This window comes from Terrabacter sp. NPDC080008 (assembly GCF_040702505.1).
Classification (GTDB): domain Bacteria; phylum Actinomycetota; class Actinomycetes; order Actinomycetales; family Dermatophilaceae; genus Terrabacter.
Genome location: NZ_JBFBLC010000006.1, coordinates 196,518 through 219,919, shown reverse-complemented (window position 1 = coordinate 219,919; position 23,402 = coordinate 196,518). Strand labels below are relative to the sequence as shown.

At 71.4% G+C, this 23,402-nt stretch carries 23 protein-coding genes and 2 tRNA genes; 9 read left to right on the top strand and 16 right to left on the bottom strand.

The genetic code is table 11. The annotated features are described in order from the left end of the window. Positions 1 to 4: 4 nt before the first annotated feature. Positions 5 to 793, bottom strand: coding sequence for a TIGR03936 family radical SAM-associated protein (locus AB0316_RS17225; RefSeq protein WP_366274267.1), 789 nt, complete (start codon positions 791 to 793; stop codon positions 5 to 7). A gap of 32 nt (positions 794 to 825) precedes the next feature. Beyond that, positions 826 to 1,629 (bottom strand): lysophospholipid acyltransferase family protein, encoded by an 804-nt coding sequence (locus AB0316_RS17220; protein WP_366274266.1) that lies wholly within the window; start codon positions 1,627 to 1,629, stop codon positions 826 to 828. A gap of 191 nt (positions 1,630 to 1,820) precedes the next feature. On the opposite strand from AB0316_RS17220, the gene valS reads away from it, so the two are divergent. The 6 genes from valS to AB0316_RS17190 all read left to right on the top strand — a co-directional run bounded on the left by valS (position 1,821) and on the right by AB0316_RS17190 (position 9,057). Further along, on the top strand, positions 1,821 to 4,475 hold the full coding sequence (gene valS / locus AB0316_RS17215) for a valine--tRNA ligase (RefSeq protein ID WP_366274265.1): 2,655 nt from the start codon (positions 1,821 to 1,823) through the stop codon (positions 4,473 to 4,475). 144 nt (positions 4,476 to 4,619) lie between these two features. Then, positions 4,620 to 5,402 (top strand): DUF4129 domain-containing protein, encoded by a 783-nt coding sequence (locus AB0316_RS17210; protein ID WP_366274264.1) that lies wholly within the window; start codon positions 4,620 to 4,622, stop codon positions 5,400 to 5,402. Beyond that, on the top strand, positions 5,399 to 5,989 hold the full coding sequence (locus tag AB0316_RS17205) for a hypothetical protein (protein WP_366274263.1): 591 nt from the start codon (positions 5,399 to 5,401) through the stop codon (positions 5,987 to 5,989). Before AB0316_RS17210 ends, AB0316_RS17205 begins: the two co-directional genes overlap by 4 nt. A gap of 3 nt (positions 5,990 to 5,992) precedes the next feature. Further along, the gene (locus tag AB0316_RS17200; RefSeq protein WP_366274262.1) at positions 5,993 to 7,081 is read left to right on the top strand and encodes a MoxR family ATPase; all 1,089 of its coding nucleotides are present in this window, start codon (positions 5,993 to 5,995) and stop codon (positions 7,079 to 7,081) included. Between the two features lie 6 nt (positions 7,082 to 7,087). Then, positions 7,088 to 8,401, top strand: coding sequence for a DUF58 domain-containing protein (locus AB0316_RS17195; RefSeq protein WP_366274261.1), 1,314 nt, complete (start codon positions 7,088 to 7,090; stop codon positions 8,399 to 8,401). A gap of 128 nt (positions 8,402 to 8,529) precedes the next feature. After that, the gene (locus AB0316_RS17190) at positions 8,530 to 9,057 is read left to right on the top strand and encodes a hypothetical protein (protein WP_366274260.1); all 528 of its coding nucleotides are present in this window, start codon (positions 8,530 to 8,532) and stop codon (positions 9,055 to 9,057) included. 10 nt (positions 9,058 to 9,067) lie between these two features. Here the strand turns inward: AB0316_RS17190 and AB0316_RS17185 are convergent, their stop codons facing one another. The 8 genes from AB0316_RS17185 to tig all read right to left on the bottom strand — a co-directional run bounded on the left by AB0316_RS17185 (position 9,068) and on the right by tig (position 15,877). Next, positions 9,068 to 9,721 carry a hypothetical protein gene (locus AB0316_RS17185; RefSeq protein ID WP_366274259.1) on the bottom strand — a complete coding sequence of 218 codons (654 nt, stop codon included), beginning with the start codon at positions 9,719 to 9,721 and terminating at the stop codon, positions 9,068 to 9,070. A gap of 58 nt (positions 9,722 to 9,779) precedes the next feature. Further along, positions 9,780 to 11,057, bottom strand: coding sequence for an ATP-dependent Clp protease ATP-binding subunit ClpX (gene clpX, locus AB0316_RS17180; protein ID WP_366274258.1), 1,278 nt, complete (start codon positions 11,055 to 11,057; stop codon positions 9,780 to 9,782). 291 nt (positions 11,058 to 11,348) lie between these two features. After that, positions 11,349 to 11,912, bottom strand: a complete 564-nt coding sequence (locus AB0316_RS17175) for a hypothetical protein (RefSeq protein WP_366274257.1) — start codon at positions 11,910 to 11,912, stop codon at positions 11,349 to 11,351. Between the two features lie 231 nt (positions 11,913 to 12,143). Continuing rightward, positions 12,144 to 12,398, bottom strand: coding sequence for an acyl-CoA-binding protein (locus tag AB0316_RS17170; protein ID WP_366274256.1), 255 nt, complete (start codon positions 12,396 to 12,398; stop codon positions 12,144 to 12,146). Between the two features lie 114 nt (positions 12,399 to 12,512). After that, positions 12,513 to 13,166 carry an ATP-dependent Clp protease proteolytic subunit gene (locus tag AB0316_RS17165; protein WP_366274255.1) on the bottom strand — a complete coding sequence of 218 codons (654 nt, stop codon included), beginning with the start codon at positions 13,164 to 13,166 and terminating at the stop codon, positions 12,513 to 12,515. A gap of 34 nt (positions 13,167 to 13,200) precedes the next feature. Next, positions 13,201 to 13,839, bottom strand: coding sequence for an ATP-dependent Clp protease proteolytic subunit (locus tag AB0316_RS17160; RefSeq protein ID WP_366274254.1), 639 nt, complete (start codon positions 13,837 to 13,839; stop codon positions 13,201 to 13,203). Between the two features lie 213 nt (positions 13,840 to 14,052). After that, positions 14,053 to 14,361 carry a hypothetical protein gene (locus AB0316_RS17155; protein ID WP_366274253.1) on the bottom strand — a complete coding sequence of 103 codons (309 nt, stop codon included), beginning with the start codon at positions 14,359 to 14,361 and terminating at the stop codon, positions 14,053 to 14,055. Positions 14,362 to 14,515: 154 nt separating this feature from the next. After that, positions 14,516 to 15,877, bottom strand: a complete 1,362-nt coding sequence (tig, locus tag AB0316_RS17150; RefSeq protein WP_366274252.1) for a trigger factor — start codon at positions 15,875 to 15,877, stop codon at positions 14,516 to 14,518. Between the two features lie 139 nt (positions 15,878 to 16,016). Between tig and AB0316_RS17145 the strand changes: the two genes are divergently transcribed. After that, the gene (locus AB0316_RS17145; RefSeq protein ID WP_366274251.1) at positions 16,017 to 16,532 is read left to right on the top strand and encodes a hypothetical protein; all 516 of its coding nucleotides are present in this window, start codon (positions 16,017 to 16,019) and stop codon (positions 16,530 to 16,532) included. A 57-nt stretch (positions 16,533 to 16,589) separates the two neighbouring features. Here AB0316_RS17145 and AB0316_RS17140 read toward each other — a convergent pair whose 3' ends face one another. Beyond that, the gene (locus AB0316_RS17140; RefSeq protein WP_366274250.1) at positions 16,590 to 16,886 is read right to left on the bottom strand and encodes a DUF2087 domain-containing protein; all 297 of its coding nucleotides are present in this window, start codon (positions 16,884 to 16,886) and stop codon (positions 16,590 to 16,592) included. A 45-nt stretch (positions 16,887 to 16,931) separates the two neighbouring features. Next, positions 16,932 to 17,005 (bottom strand) — tRNA-Gly (locus AB0316_RS17135). A 128-nt stretch (positions 17,006 to 17,133) separates the two neighbouring features. Between AB0316_RS17135 and AB0316_RS17130 the strand changes: the two genes are divergently transcribed. Further along, a tRNA-Pro gene (locus AB0316_RS17130) sits at positions 17,134 to 17,207 on the top strand. A 181-nt stretch (positions 17,208 to 17,388) separates the two neighbouring features. On the opposite strand, the gene trmB is transcribed toward AB0316_RS17130, so the two are convergent. The 4 genes from trmB to AB0316_RS17110 form a co-directional block, all read right to left on the bottom strand. Continuing rightward, positions 17,389 to 18,138, bottom strand: coding sequence for a tRNA (guanosine(46)-N7)-methyltransferase TrmB (trmB, locus tag AB0316_RS17125; RefSeq protein ID WP_366274249.1), 750 nt, complete (start codon positions 18,136 to 18,138; stop codon positions 17,389 to 17,391). Between the two features lie 59 nt (positions 18,139 to 18,197). After that, the gene (locus AB0316_RS17120) at positions 18,198 to 19,208 is read right to left on the bottom strand and encodes a PP2C family protein-serine/threonine phosphatase (RefSeq protein ID WP_366274248.1); all 1,011 of its coding nucleotides are present in this window, start codon (positions 19,206 to 19,208) and stop codon (positions 18,198 to 18,200) included. A 152-nt stretch (positions 19,209 to 19,360) separates the two neighbouring features. Further along, positions 19,361 to 19,846, bottom strand: a complete 486-nt coding sequence (locus AB0316_RS17115; RefSeq protein WP_366274247.1) for a ribose-5-phosphate isomerase — start codon at positions 19,844 to 19,846, stop codon at positions 19,361 to 19,363. 54 nt (positions 19,847 to 19,900) lie between these two features. Then, entirely contained in the window at positions 19,901 to 20,536 is a 636-nt protein-coding gene (locus tag AB0316_RS17110) for a disulfide bond formation protein DsbA (protein WP_366274246.1), read from the bottom strand. Between the two features lie 150 nt (positions 20,537 to 20,686). Here AB0316_RS17110 and pepN point away from each other — a divergent pair, with 150 nt between their 5' ends. Further along, positions 20,687 to 23,266: an aminopeptidase N gene (gene pepN, locus AB0316_RS17105; RefSeq protein WP_366274245.1), complete on the top strand. Its 2,580-nt coding sequence runs from the start codon at positions 20,687 to 20,689 to the stop codon at positions 23,264 to 23,266. The last annotated feature ends 136 nt before the right edge of the window (positions 23,267 to 23,402 follow it).

Below are 23,402 nucleotides of genomic sequence, written 5' to 3'. Positions count from 1 at the left end.
GTCGTCATGACCTGGCAGGCCATTCCAGCGGGTCGGTCACCCTCGCGGTTGCGGTGTCGAGCGGTCCCTGCGCCAGTCGCGTCACCAGTGGGGGGCGCGGAGGCTGCAGGTCGGCGATCTCACGCAGCGCGGTCAGAATGTCGTCGGGGCGTACAGCAGGTGTGGTGTGCCGTACGACCATGCGCAGTATCGCACAGTCCGGCGCCACTCCGGCGGACGCGTCCACGCCCGGGACGGCCTCGCCGGGCTCCAGCACGCGGGCCGACACGATGCAGCCACGCACGTCGAAGGTGCGCGGGCCGCTCTTGGTCAGGCGTGTCACCTCGGCCGTGTCGCGCTCCAGGAGACGCCCGACTGCCGAGGCCACGACCTCCCGGGACATGCCCGCGAACTCGAGGACCCAGTCGCTCGCCTCGAGCCGGTCCGCGAGGGCACCGGGCGCCGCCTCCACGACCTGGAGGATGTCGATGCCCTCCGGCAGCGCCTCGTCCAGGGCCGCCCGGACCGACTCCGGCTCGACGCGCTGCGTCACCGAGATCTCGAAGTACTCCGCCTCACTGGCCGTCCCCGTCGCCGCCGCGTTGGCGTAGCTGATCTTGGGGTGCGGGTGGAAGCCGGCCGAGAAGGCCATCGGGACGTCCGCACGGCGCAGGGCCCGCTCGAGAGCCCGCTGGAAGTCGCGGCTCGAGGTGAACCGCAGCCGTCCCCGCTTCGTGTAGCGGATGCGGAGCTTCTGGACGGCGGGATCCGGGGCGGGCCCCTCCGGGACGCGCTGACGTGCCTGACGAGCCATGCCGGAAGGGTAGCCGCTGGCTCGCGGGGGCCCTACCGGGGACCGGGCGGCACCGGGCCGCCGGGCCGTACTCCTCGGCCACGCTCCTCGTCGGCGCGCCGCTGCCGCTCGGCCGCCTCCGCCTCGTCGAGGCGAGTGGCTTCCGCCAGCGTCGGCGCCGTGCCGCCCAGGCTGGCCGGCAGGTACTTCAGGTCGGGTCCGGTCAACGGCTCGTATGCCGCCCGAGCGACGTCGAGCAGGTCGGCCATGACCGCCTTGTACTGCTCCGTCACCGCGACCGGGTCCGCGTCGGCAGCCACGGGAATGGGCTCGCCCACGTGGATGATGATCGGCACGTTCGTCCGGCCGAGGTGGCGCGGATGCCCCTTGGTCCACACCCGCTGGGAGCCCCAGATGACGACGGGCAGGATCGGCACGCCCGCCTCGACCGCCATGCGCGCCGCGCCGGTCTTGAACTCCTTGAGCTCGAAGGAGCGCGAGATCGTCGCCTCGGGGAAGACCCCGACGATCTGCCCTGCACGCAGTGCGTCGACGGCGGCGGCATACGACGCGGCGCCCGCGGTGCGGTCGACCGGGATGTGGTGCATGCCGCGCATGAGCGGGCCGCTGACGGGGTGGGAGAAGACGCCGTCCTTGGCCATGAACCGGACGAGCCGGCCCGAGCGCTGGGCCGCCAGCCCCGCATACGCGAAGTCCATGTAGCCGGTGTGGTTGACCGTCATCACCGCTCCTCCGGCGCGCGGCACGTTCTCGTCCCCGGCGATGGTGAACTTCAGGCCCTGCATCGCGAACACCGCGCGGGCGAATCCGATGACGGACGAGTAGACGGGCTCCATGGGGACACTCTGCCGTGCGTCGCCGGGCTTCGGCACATCGATGCGGCAACCGCCCTGCCGTATGCCGCCCCGCCCCGTCACGTCGCCGCTCCCCGGCAGCCGGCGACACGGCATACGCCCCCTTTCGGCACGTCGCGTGCGCCGGTGAAAGCCGGTCGAGGGCACCCAGCGACGCATGGAAGGATTGGCGCATGACTGACGCACCTGACACCACGACCTCGCGGATCCCCGAGCGGCCCACGCTCGACGGCCTCGAGGAGAAGTGGATGCAGGTATGGGCCGACCAGGGCACCTACGCCTTCGACCGCGAGCGGGCCCTGACGCTCCCCCGTGAGCAGATCTTCGCCATCGACACGCCGCCGCCGACCGCGAGCGGGAGCCTTCACGTCGGGCACGTCTTCAGCTACACGCACACCGACTGCATGGCCCGCTACAAGCGGATGCAGGGTCTCGAGGTCTTCTACCCCATCGGCTGGGACGACAACGGCCTGCCCACCGAGCGCCGCGTGCAGAACTACTACGGCGTGCGCGGCGACGCGAGCCTGCCCTACGAAGCGGGCTTCACGCCGCCGTTCGAGGAGGGCGTGGACGCCAAGGGCAAGGCGATCAAGGCCGCCGACCAGCGCCCGATCAGCCGCAGGAACTTCATCGAGCTGTGCGACGTGCTCACGGTCAAGGACGAGGTGACCTTCGAGTCGCTCTTCCGCCGACTGGGCTTCAGCCTCGACTGGAACATCTCCTACCGGACCATCGACGCGCGCTCGCGCGCCGTGGCGCAGCAGGCGTTCCTGCACAACCTCGAGCGCGGCGAGGCCTACCAGAGCGAGGCGCCGGGCCTGTGGGACGTCACGTTCCAGACGGCCGTCGCGCAGGCCGAGCTCGAGGCACGCGACTACCCCGGCGCGTACCACCGGGTCGCCTTCCACCGGGACGGCGGCGAGCCGGTCCACATCGAGACGACCCGTCCGGAGCTCATCCCGTCGGTCGTCGCGCTCATCGCGCACCCCGACGACGAGCGCTACCAGCCGCTCTTCGGCACGACGGTCACCTCGCCGCTCTTCGGGGTCGAGGTGCCGGTGCTGGCCCACCGCGCCGCCGAGATGGACAAGGGCGCCGGCATCGCCATGTGCTGCACCTTCGGTGACCTCACCGACGTCATCTGGTGGCGTGAGCTGCAGCTGCCGATCCGCTCGCTCATCACCCGCAACGGGCGCCTGCAGGCGGAGACGCCCGAGTGGCTCGTGGGCGGCCCGGGCGAGGCCCTCTACGCCGAGCAGCTCGCCACCAAGACGACGTTCAGCGCCCGCGAGGCCGTCGTCGCGGCGCTGCGCGAGTCCGGCGACCTCGATGGCGAGCCGCAGAAGACCCAGCGCAAGGCCAACTTCTACGAGAAGGGCGACAAGCCCCTCGAGATCGTGACCTCGCGCCAGTGGTACATCCGCAACGGCGGCCGCGACGCCGAGCTGCGCGCTTCCCTCGTGGCCCGCGGCGGCGAGATCGACTTCCACCCGTCCTTCATGCGCTCGCGCTACACGAACTGGGTCGACGGGCTCAACGGCGACTGGCTCATCTCGCGCCAGCGCTTCTTCGGCGTGCCCTTCCCGGTCTGGTACCCGCTCGACGCGGACGGCGAGGCCGACTACGACCACCCCATCACTCCCCCGGTGTCGGCGCTCCCGGTCGACCCGCAGGCCGACGTGCCCGAGGGCTACACGGAGGAGCAGCGCGGCGTCCCCGGCGGCTTCGTCGCCGACCCCGACGTCATGGACACGTGGGCCACCTCGTCGCTGTCGCCGCAGATCGCCGCCGGCTGGCCCGTCGGCGAGGGCGAGAGCCTGCGCAACGACCCCGAGCTGTTCGAGGCGGTCTTCCCGATGGACCTGCGCCCGCAGGCCCACGACATCATCCGCACCTGGCTCTTCGCCACGGTCGTGCGCGCGCACTACGAGCACGGCTCGGTTCCGTGGACCAATGCCGCCATCAGCGGCTGGATCCTCGACCCCGACCGCAAGAAGATGAGCAAGTCCAAGGGCAACGCCGAGACGCCCGAGGACGTCGTCAAGGCCAACGGTGCCGACGCCGTGCGCTACTGGGCCGCCTCCGGCCGCCTGGGCACCGACGCCGCCTACGACACCGGGCAGATGAAGGTCGGCCGTCGGCTCGCCATCAAGGTGCTCAACGCGAGCAAGTTCGCCCTCTCCTTCGGCGACGTCGACGGCGAGCTGTCGGCTGCCGTGACCAACCCGCTCGACCTGGCTATGCTCGCCGCCCTCGGCGACGTCGTCGACAAGGCGACCGCCGGCTTCGAGGCGTGGGACTACACCCGCTCGCTGGAGGCCACCGAGACCTTCTTCTGGACGTTCTGCGACGACTACCTCGAGCTCGTCAAGGACCGGGCCTACGGCGGCCAGGGCGCCGAGGGTGCCGCGAGTGCCCGCGCCGCGCTGCGCCTCGCGCTCGAGACGCTGCTGCGCCTGCTCGCGCCGTTCCTGCCCTACGCCACCGAGGAGGTCTGGTCGTGGTTCGGGCAGGGCTCGGTGCACCGCCAGTCGTGGCCCACCCGCGACGAGCTGCCCTCCGGCGGCGACGCTGGGCTGCTCGCGTCCGTCGGCGCGGCCCTGGCCGGGGTGCGCAAGGTCAAGTCCGAGGCCAAGGTGGGCATGCGCGCCGAGGTGCGCACCATGACCCTCGTGGCCCCCGCCTCCTCGGTCGCGCACGTGCAGGCGGCCGAGGCGGACCTGCGCGCGACGGGCCGCATCAGCGAGCTGGCGTATGCCGAGGGCGAGGCCGTCGAGGTGCGTGACGCCGAGCTCGTCCCCGTCGAGAAGGCCCCCGCCCAGGCTTGATGTACCCGTCCCCCGGTCCGCCCGAGGGCCGAGGGACCGGTCGCAGCCGACCCGTTGCCGATCGTTGCCGTCCCGACATCGCGGGACGGCAACGATCGCCCGGCAATCCCGCTGTCGGCGACCTCGCTGGCATAGGGTCCTCGCATGTCGAGACGGGGGCTTGGCGCGACCATCGCCGCGGGCGCCATCGTCATGGCCGCCCTCGTCGTGGCCGCCTCCACCCAGCCCGTCCCCCTGATGACCCGGCCCGTCCCCCCCGACACGCGACTGCCGCTGCCGACCTTCACCTCGCTGCCGCCCTCCAGCAGCACACCGACTGCCACGGCGTCCGGGGAGCCGACGGTCTTCGACCCGTCGCCCCTGCTCGTCGTGCTCGTGCAGGTGATCCTCGTCGTGACGGTGCTGATCCTGCTCCTCGGGCTGGCCCTGCTGGTGCGCTCGCTGCTGCGGCGCCGACCGCGGCTCGAACGGCGGGAGGAGCCGGACTTCGCCATCCCGCTCGTGCCGTCCGAGCTGCTGGAGGCCGCCCGCGACCGGTTGCGCGACCTCGAGACGGGTGAGCCGCGCAACGCCATCGTCGCCGCCTGGCTGGGCCTCGAGAGCTCGGCCGCCGCCACGGGACTGCCCCGCCTGCCGGCGGAGACCTCCAGCGAGTACACGCACCGCGTCATCCGGGTGTGGCCCGTCGACTCCGAACGGCTCGAGGACCTCGCCGCGCTCTTCCGCGAGGCGCGCTTCTCGGTGCACGAGCTCGGCGAGAGCCACCGCCGGCGCGCCCTCGACGACCTCGGCGTCCTCATCGCCGACCTCGAGCGCGTCGCGGCTCGGCAGGCCGCCGAACGCGCGCAGCTCGCCGCCGAGCAGGCCGCGAACACGCCGGTCGAGGCCGGCTCGAAGGCCCGCCACGACGGTGGGGAGGGCGCATGAGCGGCCAGCCGGGCGGCATACGCCCTCGGCCGCTCCCTCCCGGGGTCCTGCGAGGCGAGCCCACGCGCCTGGCCGCGATCGTCGAAGCGCTCCGCCCGTGGCGGCGCCGCCTCGTCGGGCTCGTGCTGACCTGGGTCGGGCTGTCGCTGCTCACGGCCGTGCTGGGCCTGGCGCCCGACGTGCCCGTGCTCCTCGCGATCCTGCTCGCCGCGGCCGCGCTGGTGTGGCACCTGCTGGACCACACCGCACCGCACCACCTGACCGTGTGGCCGCTCGTCGACGGCGACTTCGGTGGCCAGCGGCGCGGGAACGACTTCCGCGTCGCCAACCTCGCCGGCCGCCTCGAGGCCGCCGACACGCGGCGCGAGGGACGCGAGAGCGTCGTGCACGACCTGCACGTGCAGCTGCAGGTCCTCATCCGCGAACGGCTCTTCGCCCGGCACGGGATCGTCGCCGAGGAGGAGCCGGTCTGGGCGCAGTCGGCGACCCCGCCGGAGCTGTGGGACCTGCTCGTCGGCCTGCCTCCGCCCGACCTCTACCGACCCGACGTCCTCGACCCCATCCTCCGACGAATCGAGCAGTGGTAACGCATGACGCACCCGACGCAGATGAGCCTTCGCCAGGTGAGCGAGCTGAGCAGCGCCGTCCTCGACGAGGTCGACCGCGCCGTCGTGGGCAAGCGGGAGCCCCTTCGGCTCGTGCTCGCCGGCATCCTCGCCGGTGGCCACGTCCTCCTCGAGGACTACCCCGGCCTCGGCAAGACGCTGGCCGCCCGCAGCTTCGCGCAGACGCTCGGGCTGGACTTCAAGCGGGCGCAGTTCACGCCCGACCTGCTGCCGGGCGACATCACCGGCTCGTTCGTCTACGACCAGCGGGTGGGTGAGTTCGAGTTCCGCGCCGGCCCGCTCTTCACCGGCCTGCTGCTCGCCGACGAGATCAACCGCACGCCGCCGAAGACGCAGGCGGCGCTGCTCGAGGCGATGCAGGAGAAGCAGGTGACGGTCGAGGGACGCACCTTCCCGCTGCCGCGCCCCTTCCACGTGCTCGCCACGGCGAACCCCGTCGAATACGAAGGCACCTACCCGCTGCCCGAGGCCCAGCTCGACCGCTTCCTCATGCGCATCTCCTTCGGCTACCCGACGCTCGACGAGGAGTGGGAGATCCTCTCCAGCCGCATGGCACGGCAGCGCGAGGAGCAGCAGCTCGAGCGCATCGTCGACGCCGACCAGCTCCTGGCCATGCAGGCCGCGGTCGAGGCGACCGCCGTCGACGAGTCGGTCGGGCGCTACTGCGTCGCGCTGGCGGCCGCCAGCCGTGCCCACGGCGACGTGCTCATGGGCGCCTCCCCGCGCGGCGCGCTCGGGCTGCTGCTGTGCGCGCGGGCGTATGCCGTCGTCGACGGTCGCGACTACGTGACCCCCGAAGACGTCAAGGCCGTCGCCGTCCCCGTCCTGGCGCACCGGATCACCGTCAAGCCGGAGCTCTGGATGAGCAACGCCTCGGGTCGCAGCGTCGCTGAGAGCCTGCTGCGCACGGTGGCGACACCGTCCGCGCGCGAGCACCTGGGCGCCGATGCGGCAGCGACCTCGGCGGCGGTTGCGACATCGGGCTCGACGGCGCGCCCGGCTGCGCGCCCGGCTGCGGGCCCAGGCCACGGCTCCGGCCCGGCGGGAGGCTGAGCGGTCGTGCCGTCCTGGCGTCCGCGACAGTCCGTCAGCCGCGCTCTCGGCGGATGGGAGCCGACGGCGGCGCACCAGCGAGCCATCATCCTGGCCGCGGCCGGCGCGATCGCCGCCGTCCTCGGTCGGCGCGCGGACCTGCTCGTGATCATCACGCCGCTCGCGGTCGCTGCGGCCTGGGGCCAGCTGGCACGCCCGCGCCGTGAGGTCACGGGCACGGCCCGACTCGGTGACACGACCCTGCGCGAGGGTGCAGTGTCCGGACTGCACGTCACCATCGAGCCGGCACTCGACGACGTCCACGGGGTCGTGACGGTCGCCCAGGCCCCGTGGGTCGATCGCAAGCCCTCGAGCGGCATCGTCCCGCTCGAGGACGGCGGCGCCTCGCTGGGGCTGCGCAGCACCCGGTGGGGGCGGCGACGGGTCGGCACCGTCAGCATCGCGCTCGCCAGCACGTGGGGGGCCTTCCGCGCCGGCCCGGTCGACCTGCCCGACCTCGAGACCGCCACCCTCCCGCTGCCGGCCGCGTTCGATGCCAAGGCTCCCACGCCGCACCCGCGCGGCATCGTCGGGCTGAACCGGTCCAGCAGGCCGGGGTCGGGCTCGGAGTTCAGCTCCATCCGGCCCTTCCACCCGGGTGACCGGCTGCGGCGGATCCACTGGCCCGTGTCCACGCGCACCGGCGCCCTGCACGTCACCTCGACCTTCACCGACGAGGACGCCCACGTCGTCCTGCTCGTCGACTGCTTCAGCGACGTGGGACCTCGGGAGGGCATCGACGGGCGGCCCACGAGCCTCGACGTCACCGTGCGCGCCGCCGGCGCCATCAGCGAGCACTTCCTGCGCAGCAACGACCGCCTCACCCTGCGCACGGTCGGGGCCGCCGAAGTGCCGACCCTCGGCGTCGGCTCCGGGACCAACCACCTGAGGCGGGTGCTCGACACCCTCGCAGCGATCTCCCCTGCCACCGACCGGCGGGACACCGGTGAGTTCGCGCTGCGCGGTATGGACCCGATGGCGCTGTGCCTCGTCCTGTCCCCGCTCATCGAGCCGACCATGGTGGGTCTGGCGCACCGGTTGGCTGCTCGCGGCATGACGGTCGTGGTGGTCGACACCTTCCCCGAGCACCTCGTCACCGACCGGACCAACGTCTACCAGTCGCTCGCCTGGCGCATCCGGCTGCTCTCGCGTGACGCCGAGGTGCACAGCCTGCGCCTGCGCGGCGTGCCCGTGGTGCCGTGGCGGGGACCCGGTTCGCTCGACCTCGTGCTGCGCGACATCGCCCGCCGCGCCTCTGCTCCCCGGGTGACGAGACGGTGAGCTCGGTGGGACCTGTGGAACCGGTGGGCCCCGCGGGGTCGCCGCGGTCGGCGGGGGCGGCGGGGGCGGAGACGACGGGGCACGGCCCTGCGACCGCCGCGGGCGGCGAGCCGCCGGTCCGTCGAACGTTGCACTTCGGGGCGGGACCCGAGTGGTCGCTGGGCCAGCTGGGGGCCGCCGCGGCGGCCATGGGCGCGGTGCTGCTCTTCCTGGCGGCGCTCTACCTCGCCGCGGGGGGCTTCTCCGCCCCCTGGTGGGCGCTCGCCCTGCTGCCGCTCGTCACGATCGGCTGGGCCGGGTCCGCGGCGCCCCTGGTCTACTGGGGGCTCATGCTCTACGGGTGGTTCACGCTCACCCCGGCCGGCAGCTTCTCCTGGTGGTCTCTGCCGGCAGCCGCCGGTTGCGTCATCGGTCACGCCGCGACTGCGGCGGCCGCCTCCTCCCCGCCGGCCGGGTCGTTCACGGCCCGCACGGTCACGCGATGGGTGCGCCACGCCGCGGTGGCCCTGCTGGCAGCCGTGCCGGTGGCGGTCCTGGCCGGGACACTGGCAGGCCGTGCGCTGGGCCCGGCGCCCCTGGCGTCCGTCCTCGGGCTCGTGGGGGTCGCGCTCGGGCTCTGGCTGGTGCGCACGAGCCCGCCGGTCGACCGGGAGTGAGGCTCGCGCCTCAGGGACCGGAGACGTCCCAGACCACGGCCCACGGGTGCTCCCAACCGGTTACGCCCAGGCGTCGCTCCGCGAAGGGCCGCGGCTGCAGGTCCACCACCTGCCCGGCCGAGGGCTCGTAGACGTCGAGCGCGTGCGGTCCGGTCGGCGGCATCACGAGCACGACGTGCCGCGGCAGCCAGGCGTTCCCGACGTAGAGCAGCGACGGGCGGCCGGGGCGCACCCGGCTGCGGAGGGCGGCATACGCACGCTCCAGGCCGGGCCGGCCGAGGTGTCGGAGCCACGCAACGCGGTAGTCGCCGCCGGGCTCGGCGGCCCCGTGCTCGAGCTCGTGGCGGGCGCCCCACGGCGGCGTGCCGAGTGCCTTGGGCCACGGCAGCTGCAGGTGTCGGCCGGCGTCGACGAGGCCGTTGGTGCGAGCCATGACCACCTGCTCGTACGCGGCGAACCGCTGGGGGGCCGTGGCGGGATCGCGGCTCGTCGCGTCGCGGGCGTCCCCCGGTGTGCCGTCAGTCGGTATGCCGTCCCGCACCCACCGCGCGAAGGCGGGGTCGGCCAGCATGCGCGCCACGGTGAGCGACGCCGACCCACAGGTGGTGTCGGTCTGCTGCACGGGGGCGCGGTCACCGGCCACGAGCCGGAAGGGCTCGGCCACGGTCAGGCGGCGCTCACGGTGCGGGCGTCAGCATGCGTGGGGCGTGCGCCCCACGCGCTCAGGCGGACTCCTTGCGAGGGCGACGGGCGCGGGGCTCGGCCTCGCGGCGCACGATCGTCGGGTTGACGTTGTCGAGGACGACCTCGCGGGTCACGACGACCCGCGCGATCTCGTCGTCGCTGGGCACGTCGAACATCACGGGGAGGAGGACCTCCTCCATGATGGCGCGCAAACCGCGGGCACCGGTGCCGCGCAGCAGAGCCTGGTCCGCGACGGCCGCGACGGCGTCGTCGGTGAACTCGAGGTCGACGCCGTCGATCTCGAACATCTTCTGGTACTGCTTGACGAGCGCGTTGCGCGGCACCGTGAGGATGTTGACGAGGGCCTGCTGGTCGAGCGGCGCGAGCGTCGTCAGGACCGGGAGTCGGCCGATGAACTCCGGGATGAGACCGAACTTGAGCAGGTCCTCGGGCATGACGTCGGAGAAGCTGTCGCCCTGGTCCTTGGGGTTGTGCAGGGGCTGGCCGAAGCCGAGGCCCTTGCGGCCCGAGCGCGACTCGATGATCTTCTCGAGGCCGGCGAAGGCGCCGCCGACGATGAAGAGCACGTTGGTCGTGTCGATCTGGATGAACTCCTGGTGCGGGTGCTTGCGGCCACCCTGCGGGGGCACCGACGCGGTGGTGCCCTCGAGGATCTTCAGCAGCGCCTGCTGCACGCCCTCACCGGAGACGTCGCGCGTGATCGACGGGTTCTCGCTCTTGCGGGCGATCTTGTCGACCTCGTCGATGTAGATGATGCCCGTCTCGGCCTTCTTGACGTCGTAGTCGGCGGCCTGGATGAGCTTGAGCAGGATGTTCTCGACGTCCTCGCCGACGTAGCCGGCCTCGGTCAGCGCCGTCGCGTCGGCGATGGCGAACGGGACGTTGAGCATCTTGGCCAGCGTCTGGGCGAGGTAGGTCTTGCCGGAGCCCGTGGGGCCGATGAGCAGGATGTTTGACTTCGCGATGTCGACGTGGTCGTCGTCGCGCTTGACGCCCTCACCGGCCTGGATGCGCTTGTAGTGGTTGTAGACGGCGACGGCGAGGGACTTCTTGGCGACGTCCTGGCCGATGACGTAGTTCTCGAGGAAGGCGAAGATCTCGCGCGGCTTCGGCAGGTGGTCGAGGCCCAGCTCGCTGCTCTCGGCGAGCTCCTCCTCGATGATCTCGTTGCAGAGGTCGATGCACTCGTCGCAGATGTACACGCCCGGGCCGGCGATGAGCTTCTTGACCTGCTTCTGGCTCTTTCCGCAGAAAGAGCACTTGAGGAGGTCTCCGCCTTCTCCGATGCGTGCCACCGATTCGCTCCTGGTTCGTCGGCGCCGAACGCGAGATGCACCCGGCCGACCCCGACTGGGGCCGACTCCTATTAGACGACGGAGGGAGGGGCCCCCGCTCGCGCAACGCCGTTTGTCCGCTGATGGCTGACAAACGACCGGCGTGTCACTTGAACGCCGTTCCAGCCGACTCGGCGCTGTCGTGGGCACCACCCCCGGTGCGACCACAAAAGCCGCCAGATGGCGCCCTGCTGAGGTGCGGGCGTCTTCTCCGCCGCAACACTCCGCCACGTGGCGCCGCATCGACGCCCATCACGCTGGCACCGCCAGGTCCTCGGGAAGGCTGGGGAAGTGCTGGCGCCACTCCTCCGAGAGACGCGGAACGCGCATGTCCCTGGCTCGCATGGCCGTGACGATCCGACCCAGCGTCCCGGCTGGGGTCCGGTAGATGTCCTTCGACCGGACCACGACGAGCCGGATGTCGTGGCCGTCCATCCACTCGCGTCTGTCGATGTCGTGATCCCACTGCTCGTCCGACTCCGCGTGCTGGCGCCCGTCGTACTCGATGACGAGCCCGCTTGCGGGGACGGACAGGTCGAAACGCCACCGCACCCGCCCGTCGGGCCAGCAGACCTTGTGGTTGTCCACAGGCTCCGGCAGCCCCGCCAGCACCATGAGCATACGGAGGCGGGTCTCCATCGGAGAGTCCACCTCAGCCCGGACGAGTGCCGCCGCCCGTCGCGCCAGCCGGCGAGCCTTGCCCCGGTAGGCCTCGGCCGCCGCGACAAGCTGCCCTGGGGTCACCAGCTCAGCCGGGACGAATGAGTCGCCCAGCACCACGAGGTCGACGAGCCCGAGCTCGTCGCTCAGGTCCACGAAGGTCGAGCCGGTGTCGTCACCGGGAGGCCGCGCACGTGCGTACCGCGCTGGCCGGGCTTCGGCCGGTGTGACTTCAGGCCGCTGCCGTAGACGCCGTGCAGCAGCCGACGGTATCGACCCGAGCGCAGGTCCCAGGCCGTCACTCCGTCGGGAAGCTGCACCTCCTGCCGTCCGGTCAGCGGGTCGCTCCTGGTCGAGACGCGGAAGGGCCGGTGGGGCCTGCCTGGGTCAGCGGGCGGTGAGGTCGTTGACGAGGGCGACGTACTGCTCCTGGGCCGCCTCGGACGAGGTCCCCTTGAACGCGGCCCACGCGTCGAACTTCTGGCGACCCACCGGGTTGGTGAACCCCGGACGCGAGCCGGACACGTCGCCCTCGGTCGCCTGTTTGTAGAGCCCGTAGAGGCGCAGCTTCGCCTCGTTGCCCGGGTCGGTCGTCAGCTGCTTGACGGCCTCCGCGGCCTGCTCGAACTGCGCCCGTGCCATGACGGTGCCTCCACGTTCGGTGTCGGGTCCACCCCATCCAAGCAGGTACGCCGAGGGCCGGGTCCCAGCGGAACCCGGCCCAGCGGCATACGTGCTCGGCAGACGAGCGGGAGGTCAGACCTCCAGCGAGGCCTTGCGCGAGGCGAGGACCTGGTCGATGAGGCCGTAGTCCTTGGCGTCCTCGGCGGAGAGTATCTTGTCGCGCTCGATGTCGTTGCGGACCTGCTCGGAGGTGCGGCCCGTGTGGTGCGCCAGCGTGTCCTCGAGCCAGGTGCGCATGCGCAGCACCTCGTTGGCCTGGATCTCGATGTCGGAGGCCTGGCCGTAGTCGCCGCCCGAGAGCGCCGGCTGGTGGATGAGGATGCGCGAGTTCGGCAGGGCGAAGCGCTTGCCGGGCGCGCCGGCGCCGAGGAGCACCGCAGCGGCCGAGGCGGCCTGGCCGATGACGAACGTCTGGATGTCGGGCCGGACGAACTGCATCGTGTCGTAGATCGCCGTCATCGCGGTGAACGAGCCGCCGGGGCTGTTGATGTACATCAGGATGTCGCGGTCGGGGTCGAGCGACTCCAGCACGAGCAGCTGGGCGATGATGTCGTCGGCCGAGGCGTCGTCGACCTGCACGCCGAGGAAGATGATGCGGTCCTCGAAGAGCTTGTTGTAGGGGTCGGACCGCTTCATGCCGTAGGAGGTGCGCTCCTCGAACTGCGGCAGGATGTAGCGGCTCGACGGAGCGGGCACCGCGAGGCGGTTGGTGGGTTCGATGTTCATGCGTGTGCTCTCCAAGTCCTGTTCAGGCCGGCGTTCAGTTGTCGCTCTTGGCGTCGGCGGAACCGACGCCCTTGCCCTCGACCGCCTGGTCGGACCGGCTGAAGACGTGGTCGACGAAGCCGTACTCCTTGGCCTCCTCCGCGCTGAACCAGCGGTCGCGGTCGGAGTCCTTCTCGATCTGGTCGACGGTCTGACCGGTGTGCTCGGCGATGAGCTGCGCCATCTGCTTCTTGACGTAGAGCATCTGCTCGGCCTGGATCTTGATGTCGGTGGCCGTGCCGCCGATGCCGCCCGAGGGCTGGTGCATCATGACGCGGGCGTGGGGCGTGGCGTAGCGCTTGCCCTTGGTGCCGGCCGAGAGGAGGAACTGGCCCATCGAGGCGGCCATGCCCATGGCGACGGTCGCGACGTCGTTGGGGATCCAGTTCATCGTGTCGAAGATGGCCATGCCGGCCGAGATCGACCCGCCGGGGCTGTTGATGTAGAGCCAGATGTCCTTCTCGGGGTCCTCGGCCGAGAGCAGCAGCAGCTGCGCGGCGATGGCGTTCGCGTTGTCGTCGCGGACGTCGGACCCGAGGAAGATGATCCGCTCCTTGAGCAGGCGGTTGTAGATGTGGTCGTCCAGACCACCCGGCATGCCGTTGCCGTTGGCGGAGGTCTCCGAAATCACCATGTCTCCATCGTCGAAGTAATCCAGCCTCTGCCCCTGTGGGAGGCGCCGGCTGGCTCGTCACTGACCCTAACGCCCGACCCCTCGGGCTGATTTCCCGAACCGCGCCGTGTTCGCCGTGAGCGCACAAACCTGAGTCGACGCGACTCAGTCACCCGTCCGCGCGCGGGACCCCGCCTGCGTATGCCGTCAGGCGGGGTCCGTGGTCGGGCGCGGTCACTCGTTCAGGCCGTTGTCCTGCCCCGCGTCCACGGCGTCCGACTCGGCACCGTTCGAGCCCGAGCCGGCCTGGTCGAACGAGCCGTTGCCACCGGTCTCGGTGCCCGTCTCGCTGCCGGCCTGGTCCAGGGAGCGGTCCCGCGGCTCGGCCGTGGGCGTGCTGCCGTCGAGGTTGCCGCGACCGGCGTCGTCGCCGGAAGCCTGCTCGACGGCGCTCTGGGTGTCGACGCTGCCCGAGCCGTCGGGGTGGGTGCTGTTGATGTCGGAGTCCGCCATGCCGGGGCCCGACTCGTCGGTGTTGCTCATCCGTGGCTCCTTGCTCGTCGTGCGTGAGTCGTCGTTGCGGCGACGTCAGGTCCCCTACCCGGCGGGCACGAGCGGCAACCCGCCACACCGCGTACGCAACGAGGCCGGCTCCCGAGCGGGAGCCGGCCTCATGGCATTTCGGAGTGGCGGACGGTCAGGCGTCGGCCTTCTCGTCGGCGACCTCGGCGGCGGCCTCGGCGGCGGCCTCGTCGGCGACGTCCTCAGCAGACTCGTCCTCGTCGCCCTCGGTGCCGGGGACGGCCTCGTTGAGGTCGACGACGTTGCCGGCGGTGTCCTTGACGGCCACCTTCTCGAGGACCGTGGCGAGCGCCTTGCGGCGCGCGACCTCGGCGACCATGGCGGGGATCTGGCCCTCCTGGTCGAGCGACTGCGCGAACTGGTTGGGGTCCATGCCGTACTGCTGCGAGCTCATGACGAGGAACTCGATGAGCTCCTGCTGCTCGACCTGGACCTCTTCCTTCTCGGCGATGGCGTCGAGGACGAGCTGGGTCTTGAGGCCCTTGCGGGTGCTCTCGTCGACCTCGGCGCGGTGCTCGTCGTCCTCGAGGCGACCCTCGCCCTCGAGGTGGCTGTGCACCTCTGCCTCGACGATGCTCTCGGGGATCGGCACCTCGACCTTCTCGAGGATGGCCTCGAGGAGCTTGTCGCGGGCCGCGACGCCCTGGGCGAACTTGGCGTCGATCTCGGCCTTGGCCGTGAGGTCGGCCTTGAGCTCGTCGAGCGTGTCGAACTCCGACGCCAGCTGGGCGAACTCGTCGTCGAGCTCGGGCAGCTCGCGCTCCTTGACGGCGGTCACGGTGACGGTGCAGTTGGCGTCCTGGCCCTGCTGCTCGCCGCCGGCCAGCGGCGCGGTGAACTGCTTGGTCTCGTCGGCGGTCATGCCGACGAGGGCCTCGTCGAGGCCGTCGAGCATGTTCTTGCTGCCGACCTCGTAGGAGACGCCGGTGACCTCGTCGATCTGCTCGCCGTCGATCTCGGCGGACAGGTCGATGGAGACGAAGTCGCCGTCCTGCACGGCGCGGTCGACGCCCTTGAGGGTGCCGAAGCGGGCGCGCAGGTCGTCGAGGCGCTTGGTGACGTCCTCGTCGGAGACGGTGGCCTCGTCGACGGTCAGCTCGATGTCGCCGAAGTCGGGCAGCTCGATCTCGGGGCGCTTGTCGACCTCGGCGGTGAAGACGAAGTCCTGGCCGTCGCTGGCCGGCACCTGCAGGTCGGTGATCTCGGGCTGGCCGAGCGGGCGGACGGCGTTCTCCTCGAGGGCCTGGCCGTAGAAGGTCGGGAGGGCGTTGTTGACGGCCTCCTCGAGCACGGCGGCGCGGCCGACGCGCTGCTCGATGATGCGAGCAGGCACCTTGCCCTTGCGGAAGCCGGGCACCTGGATGTGCTCACCGATGTGCTTGATGGCCGCGTCGAGGCTCGGCTTGAGCTCCTCGAACGGGACCTCGACGGTCATCTTGACCCGGGTCGGGCTGAGGGTCTCGAGCGCACTCTTCACTACGGGTTACTCCATTGGGTGGTGCCGACGTGGTCGTCGACGGTGAACGGACGGGCCAGCGCACCATGCTATAGGCCCGCGCCTGATGGCTGAAATGCGCGGACGGCCGGTGTCTGCCCGCGGCCTATGCTCGGGGCCCATGAGCAGCCTGCCCGGCCCCTTCGCCACACCGGAGCGCGCCACCCTCCGGCCGATCCAGCTCGTGTCCGTCGCGGTCGGGGTGGGAGCGCTGATGCTCAGCGCCGTGCGGATCCTCGTGGACCCGTCGGTGGCCGTGCCGTCGGTGTGGGCGGTCGCGCTGGTGCTGGCGACGCTCGTGGGCTCCGCGGCGCTCATCCGGTGGGTGGGGTATGCCGTGCCGTCCCTCCCGCACGGCCTCCCCCGCGAGAACGCGGAGGCGACCAGCCTGCGCTACTTCACCTCGACGACGACGCTGCGCACCGCGCTCGCGGAGGCGCCGGTGCTCGTGGCGTTCGCGTGCTCGTTCGTGTTCGAGCCGCACTCGTGGCTGCCGCTGCTCATCGCACTCCCCGGCGGGCTGGCCCTGTTCTGGGTGCACGGGTGGCCGTCCCCGCGCACGGCCGCCGCCGTCGAGGCGGGCCTCGAGGCCGACGGCGCCGAGAGCTGGCTGAGCGAGTCGCTCGGCTTCCGCTGACCCGGCCGCACGGCATACGGCCGCCCTCGGTCGTATGCCGTGTGCCGGGTGGCGCGGTCAGTCGATCGTGCCGCCCGCGCGCCAGTACTGCCCGTCGGCGCGGTCGAGGAAGCCCTCCTCGACGAGGTAGCGGCGCAGTGCCGCGACGTCGGGGTGGAAGGCCCGGAGCCGGTTGTTGACCTGCGTCTCGTCGTAGCGCTCCCCCGGCTCGAACTGCTGGGCCAGCAGGTCGAGGACGACGAGCCGCTTGCGGATCTTCGTGGGAATCGCGGTGAGCGTGCCGTCGGGGGCGAGGAACGAGCGGAGCACGGCGTCGCGGTCGCGCAGCGCGTCCTGGAGGTCGGGGCGGAACATGCGGCTCACGGTAGGAAGGCCGCGGCCCCGGGTCCAGCGAGTTTGTGGAGCGGGCGACGAGAATCGAACTCGCGTAATCAGTTTGGAAGACTGAGGCTCTACCATTGAGCTACGCCCGCAGGGTGCCGGCAGGGCCGGCGATCCGAGGCGCAAGCCTACTGGTTCGCGTCCGCTCCGCCGAATCGCCTCCCCGTACGGGGCGCGGCAGCCTCGGGCTGCCCGGGGGTGGGCTACGATTCCGACGCCACGGGGTGTGGCGCAGCTTGGTAGCGCATTGCGTTTGGGACGCAAGGGCCGCAGGTTCAAATCCTGTCACCCCGACTTCGCGAAGCGGGGAAGGAAGCCGACGGAGTCGGCGCTCCTTCCCGCTTCGCTGCGTCGGGGCGCACAGGATGCCGGGAGGCCGAGCAGGCACGGCGAGGAACGAGCCGGGTCAGCGAGGCCGGCGTCCTGTCACCCCCGAGGCACAGAGCCGAACGAGTCGGACCATTCAGGTTCCCGGCTAGAGTAGGTCGAGGCGCAGCTCGTTGATGGTGCGGCCGGCCGCGATCCCCTTGGCCTCGAAGCCGTTCCGCGGCCGCCACTGCGGCCTCTCGGTCCGCTGCGCCTCGAAACGCGGATGGGCCGCCACCTCCTTGAGGACGTGCTCTGCGTAGAAGTCCTGGTCGGTGGCGACGAGCACGTGGCCACCCGGCTTCAGGACGCGCGCGAGCAGGTCGAGGTTGCTGGGGCTGACGAAGCGTCGCTTGGTGTGCTTCTTCTTGCGCCACGGGTCGGGGAAGAAGAGGTGCACCGCGTCGAAGGTGGCGTCGTCGACGCGCTCCTCGAGGAAGAGCACGGCGTCGCCGATCTCGATGCGCAGGTTGGGCACCCCCGCCTCGTCGGCGTTCGCGAGCATCCGGGCGACACCCGGGGTGTGCACGTCCATGGCCACGATGTCGTGCCCGGGGAAGGCTGCGGCATACGCGATGGCGGCGTGGCCGTGGCCGCAGCCGATCTCGAGGACGACGGGGGCGCGCCGGCCGAAGACGGCGGCGGCGTCGAACCTCCCCTCGGGCAGGGCACGCGTGGGCGCGAGCCGCTCGACGCGGTCCTTGGTGAGGGACGAGAGCCGGCCCCGGCGCACGAAGGACCGCACCCGGGCCGGCGTGACGCCCGGGGGCAGCTCGGGCACGACGTGCGGCTTGCGGTCAGCGGGGTCGAACGGCGCGGTCGCGGTCGTGGAGGCGGGGTGGTTGGGCTGGTCACTCACCCCGGCATCGTAGTGAGCCTCCCGCACCACGCCGACCCGACGGCGTGGGAGCGGACGGCTCAGGTGCGCCAGATGGTGACGACTGCGCGGTCGTCGCCCAGCCCGGCAGCCGCTTGGTCGCAGAGGCGCTGGGCGAGGCCCTCGAAGCCCGTGCGCACGAACGACTCTGCGCGCCCGAGCATGCGGTCGATGCCGTCGCCGAGTGTCTTGTCGGGCGACTCGATGACCCCGTCGCTGTAGAGGACGAGGGCGTCGCCGCGGCGCAGGGTGCCGAGCTCGCGGGGGTAGACGGCGTGGTCGATGACGCCGAGCAACGGCCCCCGGCCGCCGGCGAGCATGCGCCAGCGGCCGGACCCGGCGGCGAACTGTGCCGCCGCTGGGTGTCCGGCGTAGCCGATCGTGAAGTCGCCGGTCTCGAGGTCGAGCGCGACGTGCACCGCCGTGGCGAAGCCCTCGTGCCACCGCAGGCGCAGGAGGTGGTTGTTGGCGGACTGGAGGAAGCTGTCCTCGCTCATCTCGCCCAGCAGGCCTCCCAGCGCGCCGGAGAGGAGCAGCGAGCGTGTGCCGGCATCGCGTCCTTTGCCGGAGACGTCGACGAGCGCGATCTCGAGCGTGCGCCCGTCGGTGGAGCGGCTGGCGACGACGAAGTCACCGGCGAAGCCGTCACCGTAGGCGGACTCGAGGGCGACCTCGGCCTGCCAGGACGGCGGCAGCGGCGGCAGCTCCCCCTGGGCGCGCAGCCGGTCGCGCATGTCGACGAGCATGGACTCGCCGCTGACTCCCACGACGCCGACCTGCGCCCGGGCGTGCGAGAGCCAGAGCATCAGCAGCATCATGGCGACGGTGACGACCTGGGCGCCGGTGGTGGCGACCTTGCCCTCGGCGAGCATGGCTCCGGTGCTCGCCAGGGCGAGGAAGAGTCCGATGTAGACCACGAGGAGGTGTCGCGGTTCGAGGAAGAGCCCGGAGGCAACCACGATCAGTCCGTAGACGCCCCACGGCACGTCGGCGGGCCACCGGAGGATGGCCGCCGTCGCGATCAGGGCGAGCACGAGGAAGCCGCTCACCATGGCCCAGGGGGCACGGACGAGCCAGGTCCCCAGCCGTCGAAGACGTCGAACCGGCCCGGGAGCGTAGCGCGAACGGCGAGAGACGACGCTCTCGTTCAGGGCCACTGGCCTCCCTCGCGGCGATTGAAGCGGACTGACAAGGTGACGACGGGTCAGCGCGCGCCGTCCGTGTCGGGCAAGGCCGGAAGCTCCCCTGTGCTCTCGTATGCGGAGACCATACCGAGACGCCGGGAGTGCCGCGCCTCCTCGGTGAAGCTCGTCGCCACGAAGGTGTCGACGATCTGCCTCGCGACCTCGTCGGTCGTGAACCGGGCGCCGATCGAGACGATCTGGGCGTTGTTGTGCTCCCTGGCCAGGCTGGCGAGCTCGGCGCTGTAGGCGAGCGCGGCCCGGATGCCGCTCACCTTGTTGGCGGCGATCTGCTCGCCGTTGCCGGAGCCGCCGAGGACGACACCGAGCGAGCCGTCGTCGGCAGCGACGGCCTCGGCTGCGCGCAGGACGTAGACCGGGTAGTCGTCCTGGGCGTCGTAGGAGAAGGGGCCGTGGTCGACGACCTCGTGCCCGGCCTCGCGCAGGTGCGTGACGAGGGTCTGGTGGAGGTCGTATGCCGCGTGGTCGCCGCCGATGTGGATGCGCATGTCCGTCCTTGCTTCGGGTGCCTTGCCCGGGTGGTGGGTGGGTCAGCGAGTGGGTCAGTCGAAGATGGGGCCCTCGGTGCGGCTGCGCTTGAGCTCGAAGAAGCCGGGGGTCCCGGCGACGAGAACACAGCCATCCCACAGGCGTGCTGCATCTTCTCCCTTCGGAGCCGGTGTCACCACCGGACCGAAGAACGCCACGCCGTTGACGGCGATGATCGGGGTGCCCACGTCGGTGCCGACGAGGCTGATGCCGCGCTTGTGGCTGCGGTGCAGGGCGGCGTCGAACTTCTTGTGGTGGGCCTCTTTGGCCAGCGCCGCCGGGAGCCCGACCTCCTCGAGCGACTCGGCCACCACCTGGTCGAAGTCGTTCATCCGGCGCAGGTGGATGCGCGTGCCCATGGCGTCGTAGAGCGGCTTGATGACGGACGGGCCGTGCGCCTCGGCGGCGGCGATGATGACCCGCACCGGTCCCCACGCCTCGTCCATGCGGGCCCGGTAGGCGGCATCGAGGTCGTGGCGGTGCTCGTTGAGCACCGCGAGGCTCATCACCGACCAGGTCACCTCGATCTCGCGCAGCTTCTCGACCTCCATGAGCCAGCGCGAGGTCATCCACGCCCAGGGGCACATGGGGTCGAACCACATCTCGACGGCGTCACGGCTGGTCTTCTGGGTGTCGTTCGCATCGGCCATGCCGCCCATCATGGCACTGACCCCCGACTGTCGAAGACGGGGCAAATCCGTTGGTGGGCCGCACGGTCTTCCGTGCGAGGATGGCCCGCGACGACGCCGTCCGACCGATGCTGCGTCGCGCCCACAGCACCCTTCCCAGGAGGTCCCTACGTGCCCGGCAAGAACCTGACCCGCGACGAGGCGGCGGCCCGCGCCAGCATCCTGCGCGTCGACTCCTACGACGTCCGCCTCGACCTCACGACGGGTCCGGAGAACTTCCACACGGTGACCACCGTGCGGTTCAGCTGCTCCGAGGAGGGCGCCGACTCCTTCATCGACCTGATCGCCGACTCCGTCGAGCGGGTCACCCTCAACGGCACCGACCTCGACCCGGCCGAGGTGTTCGCGGACTCGCGCATCGCCCTGCCCGGCCTGGCGGCCGAGAACGAGCTGACGGTCGACGCCACCGGCCGCTACACCAACACCGGCGAGGGCCTGCACCGCTTCGTCGACCCGGTGGACAACGAGGTCTACCTCTACACGCAGTTCGAGGTGCCCGACTCCCGGCGCATGTACAGCGTGTTCGAGCAGCCCGACCTCAAGGCGTCCTTCCGCTTCACAGTGACCGCGCCCGCGCACTGGAAGGTCATCAGCAACTCCCCCACGCCCGAGCCACAGCCGGCCGGTGTCGCCGACGGCGTCGAGCGCGCCACCTGGTCTTTCGAGCCCACCAAGCGCATCTCCTCGTACATCACGGCGCTCATCGCCGGACCGTACGACGAGGTCCGCGACGAGGTCGAGACCCGCAACGGCGTCGTGCCGCTGGGCGTCTTCTGCCGCAAGTCGCTGACGCAGTACCTCGACGCCGACAACATCTTCGACTGCACGAAGAAGGGCTTCGCGTTCTTCGAGAACGAGTTCGACCAGCCCTACCCCTTCGAGAAGTACGACCAGATCTTCACGCCCGAGTACAACATGGGCGCGATGGAGAATGCCGGCGCAGTGACCTTCGTCGAGGTCTACGTCTTCCGCTCCAAGGTCTCCGAAGCCAAGATCGAGCGCCGGGCCCTCACGATCCTGCACGAGCTGGCCCACATGTGGTTCGGCAACCTCGTGACGATGAAGTGGTGGGACGACCTCTGGCTCAACGAGTCCTTCGCCGAGTGGGCCTCGACGACGTGCCAGGCCGAGGCCACCGAGTGGACGAGCGCGTGGACGACGTTCGGCACGGCCGAGAAGGCGTGGGCCTACACCCAGGACCAGCTCTCCTCGACGCACCCCATCGCCGCCGACATGCGCCACCTCGAGGACGTCGAGGTCAACTTCGACGGCATCACGTACGCCAAGGGCGCGTCCGTGCTCAAGCAGCTCGTCGCGTACGTCGGCCGTGAGCCCTTCGTGGCCGCGCTCCGTGAGTACTTCAAGAAGCACGCCTGGGGCAACACGACCCTCGCCGACCTGCTCGGCGAGCTCGAGAAGTCCTCCGGCCGCGAGCTGACCGAGTGGAGCAAGCTGTGGCTCGAGACGGCCGGCGTCAACACGCTGCGCCCCGTCTTCGAGGTCGACGGCGAGGGCCGCTACAGCTCCTTCGCCATCACCCAGTCCGCGACGTCGGAGCACCCGACGCTGCGTCCGCACCGCATCGGCATCGGGCGGTATGCCGTCCGGTCGGGTGCCGCAGGTGAGGGCGACGTGCTCGAGCGCATCGGCTACGACGAGGTCGACATCGCCGGCGAGCGCACCGACATCGCCGAGCTCGTCGGCCAGGAGCAGCCCGACCTGCTGCTCCTCAACGACGACGACCTCGCCTACGGCAAGATCCGCCTCGACGAGCGCTCCCTCGCCACGGCGCTCAAGCTGCCGCGCGGGTTCCAGGACTCGCTGCCGCGCTCGCTCGTCCTCGGCGCCACGTGGGACATGACCCGCGACGGCGAGATGCCGGCCCGCGACTTCGTGCGCTTCGTGCTCGAGTCGCTGCCCGGTGAGACCGACTCCACGCTCCTGCGGGTGCTGCTGGGCCAGGTCTCCACGGCAGCCCGGCTCTACACCGCCCCCGAGCACCGCGCCGAGGTCTCGGCACTGCTCTCGTCGTCGCTGCGGTCGCTCGCCGAGTCGGCCGAGGCAGGCAGCGACGCGCAGTTCCAGCTCGTCGAGGCGTGGGCCGGCACGACGGCCGACCCGGCCGACGAGGCACGCCTGCGGGCGCTGCTCGCCGGTGACGAGTCGCTCACCGGCCTCACGGTCGACACCGAGCTGCGGTGGACCTTCACCAAGGCACTCGCGGCGCTCGGTGCGGCCGACGAGCTCGAGATCGCGGGCGAGCTCGACCGCGACCCGACCTCCACCGGCAAGGAGCGCGCCGCCGAGGCGCTCGCGGCCCGTCCCACGGCCGAGGCGAAGGCCGACGCGTGGGCCAAGGCCGTCGAGCGCAACGACCTGTCGAACCAGATGGTCGAGGCGATCAGTGCCGGCTTCCGCCGCAGCACCGACCTGTCGCTGCTCGAGCCGTACGTCGAGGAGTACCACGCGATGCTCGTCGACGCGTGGGCCGCCCGGAGCGTCGCCATCGGCGAGCGCGTCGTCGGTGGCTTCTACCCGTTCGCGCTGGCGAACCAGCAGCTCAAGGACGCCTCGGACGCGTGGCTCGCCGCGCACGCCGACGCGGCCCCGGGCCTGGTGCGCACGGTGGCCGAGAACCGCGACACCATCGCGCGGGCGCTCGTCGCCCAGGAGCGCGACCGCCGCGGCTGATGCCCGCCCGGGGGCCGGCGCACCACCGCCGGCCCCCGGCACCCGGCCCCGCCGAGCCCCGCGGGGTATCCCTTCCCGACGCCACGTCCGAGAACTTTCGAGAGCCTGTGAAGCACGTCCTGACGTCCCTGAACGC